6 protein-coding genes are annotated in these 7828 nt (G+C 70.2%); 5 read left to right on the forward strand and 1 reads right to left on the reverse strand.

The features are described from left to right. Positions 1-52: 52 nt before the first annotated feature. Positions 53-1006, reverse strand: coding sequence for a heme o synthase (locus ABZ371_RS25760; protein WP_358683771.1), 954 nt, complete (start codon positions 1004-1006; stop codon positions 53-55). 287 nt (positions 1007-1293) lie between these two features. Between ABZ371_RS25760 and tkt the strand changes: the two genes are divergently transcribed. From tkt to pgl, 5 genes are all read left to right on the forward strand, one after another. Then, entirely contained in the window at positions 1294-3381 is a 2088-nt protein-coding gene (gene tkt, locus ABZ371_RS25765) for a transketolase (protein ID WP_358683773.1), read from the forward strand. Between the two features lie 34 nt (positions 3382-3415). After that, the gene (gene tal / locus ABZ371_RS25770) at positions 3416-4534 is read left to right on the forward strand and encodes a transaldolase (RefSeq protein WP_358683775.1); all 1119 of its coding nucleotides are present in this window, start codon (positions 3416-3418) and stop codon (positions 4532-4534) included. Between the two features lie 5 nt (positions 4535-4539). After that, entirely contained in the window at positions 4540-6072 is a 1533-nt protein-coding gene (zwf, locus tag ABZ371_RS25775; protein WP_358683777.1) for a glucose-6-phosphate dehydrogenase, read from the forward strand. After that, a complete protein-coding gene (gene opcA, locus ABZ371_RS25780; protein ID WP_358683779.1) occupies positions 6069-7100 on the forward strand; it encodes a glucose-6-phosphate dehydrogenase assembly protein OpcA in 1032 nt (343 codons plus the stop codon). Before zwf ends, opcA begins: the two co-directional genes overlap by 4 nt. Further along, positions 7097-7828, forward strand: a 732-nt coding sequence (gene pgl, locus ABZ371_RS25785; RefSeq protein ID WP_358683781.1) for a 6-phosphogluconolactonase, incomplete at its 3' end; no start/stop codon positions are given. The genes opcA and pgl, both read left to right, overlap by 4 nt.

Genomic DNA, 7828 nt, shown 5'->3' on the forward strand with positions numbered 1-7828 from the left:
ATGGCCTCGGCCACGCACCCCGCCCGTCGGCGGAGCTCCGGTTCGCGCGGGACTACCTCAGGAAGGGGTCCACCGCGACGGCGACGAAGAGGAAGGAGACGTAGGTGATGGACCAGTGGAACAGCCGCATCTCCTTGAGCTTGGCGCCGGTCACCCCGGCCTTCGCCCGGTTCCGCAGGCCGTGCGCCTCCCAGAGCCAGAAGCCTCCGGCCAGCAGGGCGACCGCGGTGTAGAACCAGCCGGTGTAGCCGAGCGGCGTCAGCAGCAGCGACACGGCGACCATGACCCAGCTGTAGAGGACGATCTGGCGGGCGACCACCCGGTTGGAGGCGACCACCGGGAGCATGGGAACGCCGACCCGGGCGTAGTCGTCCTTGACCTTCATGGAAAGCGGCCAGTAGTGCGGCGGCGTCCAGAAGAACATCACGGCGAAAAGAATCACCGGGGCCCAGGACATCGAATTGGTCACGGAGGACCAGCCGATGAGTACGGGCATGCAGCCGGCGATTCCGCCCCAGACGATGTTCTGCGAGGTACGGCGCTTCAGCAGCATCGTGTAGACGACCACGTAGAACAGAAGTGCGCCGAGCGCCAGAGCGGCCGAGAGCCAGTTGACGAGCAGTCCGAACCAGACGGTCGAAATGACACCGAGGGCGATTCCGAAGGCCAGGCACTCGCGCGGGGAGACCATGCCGGTGACGAGCGGCCGCTGCGAGGTGCGGTCCATCAGCGCGTCGATGTCACGGTCGATATACATGTTCAGCGCGTTGGCACCGCCCGCGGAGAGATATCCGCCGACGGTGGTGGTGACCACGAGCCAGAGGTCGGGCACTCCCTGAGCGGCGAGGAACATCACCGGGACGGTGGTGATGAGCAGCAACTCGATGATGCGCGGCTTGGTAAGCGCAACGAATGCCTTGACGCGGGCCCCGAACGGGCGATGGCCCACCGGGCTCGGAGTCAAGGCGACCCCTGCGGGTCGGGACTCGACGGCCGTCACGCACACCCCTGACAGAGAAATCCCAGCAAGCTCCGGACATGAGGGTCCGGTAAAGACTTGCGCGAACCAGACCACTGTAGACGTTGGGCATACGCCGTTCTTCGCGGGGGTGGCCTCGTGTTTGGGGGTGGCGCAGAAGTGAACGGGAGCGCTCATACGGGAGGCGAACTCCGCAGGTCGCCCGCACTGTGGAAAGGGCAGAAGTACGGCCTGTCGTCGGGGGTAGGCTCGGCAATGCCCGGTGCGGTAACCAGTCACCGGTTTACGACAGTGGAGAGGAGCCCTGACTCAGGGTGAGCACCAAGCCGACCACCACAGACCTCCAGTGGACCGAATTGGACCAGCGGGCCGTGGACACCGTCCGCGTCCTCGCCGCGGACGCCGTACAGAAGGTCGGAAACGGCCACCCGGGGACGGCGATGAGCCTGGCTCCTGCCGCGTACACCCTCTTCCAGAAGGTGATGCGCCACGACCCGGCGGACGCGGACTGGACCGGCCGCGACAGGTTCGTACTCTCCGCGGGACACTCCAGCCTGACGCTGTACATCCAGCTCTACCTGGCCGGATACGGCCTGGAGCTGGACGACCTGAAGGCGTTCCGCACGTGGAACTCCAAGACCCCGGGCCACCCGGAGTACGGTCACACCACCGGTGTCGAGACGACGACCGGCCCGCTGGGCCAGGGCGTCGCCAACGCGGTGGGTATGGCGATGGCCTCCCGCTACGAGCGCGGTCTCTTCGACCCGGACGCGGCTCCCGGCACCTCCCCGTTCGACCACACCGTCTGGGTCATCGCCGGTGACGGCTGCCTCCAGGAGGGCATCTCGGCCGAGGCGTCCTCGCTGGCCGGCCACCAGAAGCTCGGCAACCTGGTGCTCCTGTGGGACGACAACCACATCTCGATCGAGGGCGACACGGAGACCGCGGTCTCCGAGGACACCCTGAAGCGCTACGAGTCCTACGGCTGGCACGTCCAGCGCGTCGACCAGCTGCCCAGCGGCGACCTGGACCCCGAGGGCCTGTACCGCGCGCTGCAGGCCGCCAAGGCCGAGACGGAGCGCCCGTCGTTCATCGCGGCCCGCTCGATCATCGCCTGGCCCGCCCCGAACGCCCAGAACACCGAGGCCGCGCACGGCTCGGCGCTCGGCGACGACGAGATCGCGGCCACGAAGCGCGTGCTCGGCTTCGACCCGGAGAAGACCTTCGAGGTCGCCGACGAGGTCATCGCCCACACCCGTGGGGCGCTGGACCGCGGCCGCGAGGCCAGGGCCGAGTGGGAGAAGTCCTTCGCCGCCTGGCGCACCGCCGACCCGGAGCGCGCCGCCACCTTCGACCGGATCGACGCCGGTGAGCTGCCCGCGGGCTGGGAGGAGCACCTCCCGGTCTTCGAGGCCGGCCACGGGGTCGCCACGCGTGCGGCCTCCGGCAAGGTCCTGCAGGCGCTCGGCGGTGTCATCCCCGAGCTGTGGGGCGGCTCCGCCGACCTGGCGGGCTCGAACAACACCACGATCGACAAGACCTCGTCGTTCCTCCCGGCCGGCAACCCGCTGCCCGAGGCGGACCCGTACGGCCGGACGATCCACTTCGGCATCCGCGAGCACGCCATGGCCGCGGCGATGAACGGCATCGCGCTGCACGGCAACACGCGCATCTACGGCGGCACCTTCCTGGTGTTCTCCGACTACATGCGCAACGCCGTGCGCCTGTCCGCGCTGATGCACCTGCCGGTGACGTACGTGTGGACGCACGACTCCATCGGCCTCGGCGAGGACGGCCCGACCCACCAGCCCGTCGAGCACATCGCCGCGCTGCGCGCGATCCCGGGCCTCAACGTGGTCCGCCCGGCCGACGCCAACGAGACGGCGATCGCCTGGCGCGAGATCCTGCGCCGCTGGACCAAGGAGTTCGGCAAGGGCGCCCCGCACGGCCTGGCGCTCACCCGCCAGGGCGTGCCGACCTACGCCGCGAACGAGGACGCCGCCAAGGGCGGGTACGTGCTCCTCGACGCCGAGGGCGGTGAGCCGCAGGTCGTCCTGATCGGCACGGGCTCCGAGGTCCAGCTGGCCGTCGAGGCGCGTGACGAGCTCCAGGCGGCCGGCGTCCCCACCCGTGTGGTGTCGATGCCGTGTGTCGAGTGGTTCGAGGAGCAGGACCAGGGTTACAAGGACAGCGTGCTGCCGCCGTCCGTGAAGGCCAGGGTCGCCGTCGAGGCGGGCATCGGCCTGACCTGGTACCGGTACGTGGGTGACGCGGGCCGCATCGTCTCGCTGGAGCACTTCGGTGCCTCCGCCGACGCCAAGGTCCTCTTCCGTGAGTTCGGCTTCACCGCCGGGCACGTGGCGGAAGCCGCCCGGGAATCTCTCGCCTCGGCCGCGCGCTGACGCGGTCATACGACTAGTAGGAGATGCAACTCTCATGACAGACGCACTCAAGCGCCTCTCCGACGAGGGCGTGGCGATCTGGCTCGACGACCTGTCGCGCAAGCGGATCACGTCCGGGAACCTGGCCGAGCTGATCGACCAGAGCCACGTGGTGGGTGTCACGACCAACCCGTCGATCTTCCAGAAGGCGATCTCGCAGGGTGACGGTTACGAGCAGCAGCTCACCGACCTCGCCGCCCGCAGGGTCACCGTCGAGGAAGCCGTCCGCATGATCACGACGGCCGACGTCCGGGACGCCGCCGACATCCTGCGTCCGGTCTTCGACGCGACGGACGGCCAGGACGGCCGGGTCTCCATCGAGGTCGACCCGCGCCTGGCCCACGACACCCTGGCCACGGTCGCCGAGGCCAAGCAGCTGGCGTGGCTGGTGGACCGGCCGAACACGCTCATCAAGATCCCGGCCACGAAGGCCGGCCTCCCGGCGATCACCGAGACGATCGGCCGGGGTATCAGCGTCAACGTGACCCTGATCTTCTCGCTGGAGCGCTACCGCGAGGTCATGGACGCCTACCTGGCGGGCCTGGAGAAGGCGAAGGCCGCCGGCCTGGACCTCTCCAAGATCCACTCGGTCGCGTCCTTCTTCGTGTCCCGTGTGGACACCGAGATCGACAAGCGGCTGGACGCCGTCGGCACCGACGAGGCGAAGGCCGCGAAGGGCAAGTCCGCCCTCGCCAACGCCCGTCTCGCCTACGAGGCGTACGAGGAGGTCTTCGCGGGTGACCGCTGGGCCGCCCTCGACAAGGCGCACGCGAACAAGCAGCGTCCGCTGTGGGCCTCCACCGGCGTCAAGGACCCGTCGCTCAAGGACACCCTGTACGTCGACGACCTCGTCGCCCCCAACACGGTCAACACCATGCCGGAGGCGACGCTGGAAGCCGTGGCCGACCACGGCGACATCACCGGCAACACCGTCGCCGGTGGCTACGACCAGGCCCGCGCCGATCTCGAGTCGATCAAGAAGCTCGGGGTCAGCTACGACGAAGTCGTCCAGCTGCTGGAGGACGAGGGCGTCGACAAGTTCGAGGCGGCCTGGAACGACCTGCTCAAGTCGACCGAGGCCGAGCTCGAGCGCCTCGCTCCTTCGAAGGGCTGACCACCTTGTCTGGTGTTCCCGGAGCCAACCCGCTCCGTGACGCCCAGGACCGACGGCTCCCGCGCATCGCGGGGCCGTCGGGTCTGGTGATTTTCGGCGTCACGGGCGATTTGTCCCGTAAGAAGCTGATGCCTGCCGTCTACGACCTGGCCAATCGCGGCCTGCTGCCACCGGGCTTCTCGCTCATCGGCTTCGCGCGCCGCGACTGGGAGGACGAGGACTTCGCCCAGGTCGTCCACGACGCGGTCAAAGAGCACTCGCGCACGCCCTTCCGTGAGGAGGTCTGGCAGCAGCTCGCCCAGGGCATGCGCTTCGTCCAGGGCAACTTCGACGACGACGTGGCCTTCGAGACCCTGCGGGCCACGATCGAGGAGCTCGACAAGGCCCAGGGCACGGGCGGCAACTTCGCCTTCTACCTGTCCGTGCCGCCCAAGTTCTTCCCCAAGGTCGTCCAGCAGCTCAAGAAGCACGGGCTGGCCGACCAGAAGGAGGGCACCTGGCGGCGGGCCGTCATCGAGAAGCCGTTCGGCCACGACCTGGAGAGCGCGCAGGAGCTCAACCAGCTCGTGCACGACGTCTTCCCGCCGAACGAGGTCTTCCGCATCGACCACTACCTCGGCAAGGAGACGGTCCAGAACATCCTGGCGCTGCGCTTCGCCAACACGATGTGGGAGCCGATCTGGAACAGGTCGTACGTCGACCACGTCCAGATCACGATGGCCGAGGACATCGGCATCGGCGGCCGGGCCGGGTACTACGACGGCATCGGCGCGGCCCGCGACGTGATCCAGAACCACCTGCTCCAGCTGCTGGCGCTGACGGCGATGGAGGAGCCCGGCTCCTTCCACCCCAAGGCCCTGGTCGCCGAGAAGCTCAAGGTGCTCACGGCGGTCGAGCTGCCGGAGGACCTCGGCCTGCACACGGTGCGCGGTCAGTACACGCACGCCTGGCAGGGCGGCGAGGAGGCCCTCGGCTACCTGGAGGAGGACGGCATCGACCCCAAGTCGAAGACCGACACCTTCGCCGCGATCAAGCTGACGATCAACAACCGCCGCTGGGCGGGCGTGCCGTTCTACCTCCGTACCGGAAAGCGCCTCGGCCGCCGGGTCACGGAGATCGCGGTCGTCTTCAAGCGGGCCCCCTACCTGCCCTTCGAGTCCGGTGCGACGGAGGAGCTGGGCGGCAACGCCCTGGTCATCCGGGTGCAGCCGGACGAGGGCGTCACGGTGCGGTTCGGCTCGAAGGTGCCCGGCACCTCCATGGAGGTGCGGGACGTCACGATGGACTTCGCCTACGGCGAGTCCTTCACGGAGTCCAGCCCGGAGGCGTACGAGCGGCTCATCCTCGATGTCCTGCTCGGTGACGCCAACCTCTTCCCGCGCCACCAGGAGGTCGAGCTCTCCTGGAACATCCTCGACCCGATCGAGGCGTACTGGGACAAGCACGGCAAGCCCGCCCAGTACCCGGCCGGGACCTGGGGTCCGGCAGAGGCGGACGAGATGCTCGCACGCGACGGACGGAGCTGGCGCCGGCCATGAAGATCGATCTCACGGAAACCACGTCCAGCAAGATCAACCAGGCCCTGGTCTCGGCGCGCCGCGCGGTGGGCGCCCCGGCGATCGGCATGGTGCTGACCCTCGTGGTCGTCACCGACGAGGAGAACGCCTACGACGCGCTCAAGGCGGCGAGCGACTCCTCGCGCGAGCACCCCTCGCGCATCATCGCGGTGATCAAGCGGGTCAGCCGTTCGCCGCGCGCCCGGCGCGACGCGCGCCTGGACGCCGAGGTGCGGGTCGGTTCCGACTCCGGCTCGGGCGAGACCGTCGTGCTGCGACTGCACGGCGAGCTGGCCAACCACGCACAGTCGGTCGTCCTGCCGCTGCTGCTGCCGGACGCCCCGGTGGTGGTGTGGTGGCCCGAGGACGCGCCCGCCGACCCGGCGAAGGACCCGCTGGGGGCGCTCGCCCAGCGCCGGATCACCGACACCTACTCCGCCGAGCACCCGCTCGACGAGCTCGCTGTGCGCGCGGCGACGTACCAGCCGGGCGACACCGACCTGGCCTGGACCCGCATCACGCCCTGGCGCTCGATGCTGGCGGCGGCGCTCGACCAGCAGCCCGCGGAAGTCGTCTCGGCCACCGTCGAGGGCGAGTCCGACAACCCGAGCTGCGAACTGCTGGCCATGTGGCTCGCCGACCGGCTCGGCGTCCCGGTGGAGCGCACCCTGTCCGGCGGTCCCGGCCTGACGGCCGTGCGGATGGCGACCAAGAACGGCGACATCGTGCTCGACCGGGCCGACGGCTCGCTCGCCACGCTCTGCATGGTGGGGCAGCCGGACCGCGCGGTGGCGCTGAAGCGGCGGGAGACCGCGGAACTCCTGGCGGAGGAACTGCGGCGTCTGGACCCGGACAACATCTACGCCTCCACGGTGAAGTTCGGGGTGGAGCGCCTCGGCGGCCCCACGGAGGCGTCGTCCGTCGGCTCCGGCCAGAAGCCGTCCTCCCCGGCGGACGCGGGGACCCCGGCCGCGAAGAAGACCGCGGCCAAGAAGGCGGCGTCCAAGTGAGTGCCCCGCAGCTCGTCGTGCACCGCGGCAAGGAGCTGATGGCGCAGGCCGCGGCGGCCCGGCTGATCACGAGGATCGTGGACGCCCAGTCCGCCCGCGGCTCCGCCTCGGTGGTGCTCACGGGCGGGCGCAACGGCAACGGCCTGCTGGCCGCGCTCGCCGCCTCGCCGGCGCGGGACGCGGTCGACTGGCGGCGGCTCGACCTGTGGTGGGGCGACGAGCGCTTCCTGCCGGAGGGCGACCCGGAGCGCAACGTCACGCAGGCCCGCGAGGCCCTGCTGGACGCGGTGGAGCTGGACCCCGCACGGGTCCACGCGATGCCGGCCTCGGACGGTCCGTACGGCGGGGACGTGGACGCCGCCGCCGCCGGGTACGCCGAGGAGCTCGCCGCCGCGGCGGGCCCGGAGGACCACGGGCCCGTACCGACGTTCGACGTGCTCATGTTGGGCGTCGGCCCGGACACGCACGTCGCGTCGCTCTTCCCGGAGCTACCGGCGGTGCGGGAGACCGAGCGCACCGTCGTCGGTGTGCACGGGGCGCCCAAGCCGCCGCCCACCCGTGTCACGCTCACGCTGCCGGCCATCCGGGCGGCGCGCGAGGTGTGGCTGCTGGCGGCCGGTGAGGACAAGGCGGAGGCGGCGGAGATCGCGCTGTCCGGCGCCGGGGAGATCCAGGCCCCGGCGGCGGGAGCGTACGGCCGCGGCCGCACGCTGTGGCTGCTGGACGCC

This window comes from Streptomyces sp. NPDC005899 (genome assembly GCF_040629645.1).
GTDB lineage: Bacteria > Actinomycetota > Actinomycetes > Streptomycetales > Streptomycetaceae > Streptomyces.

Bases quoted from the DNA above. Each gene is read 5' to 3' on its own strand.
- tal (WP_358683775.1), top strand. From the start codon at position 3,416: ATGACAGACGCACTCAAGCGCCTCTCCGACGAGGGCGTGGCGATCTGG.
- opcA (WP_358683779.1), top strand. From the start codon at position 6,069: ATGAAGATCGATCTCACGGAAACCACGTCCAGCAAGATCAACCAGGCC.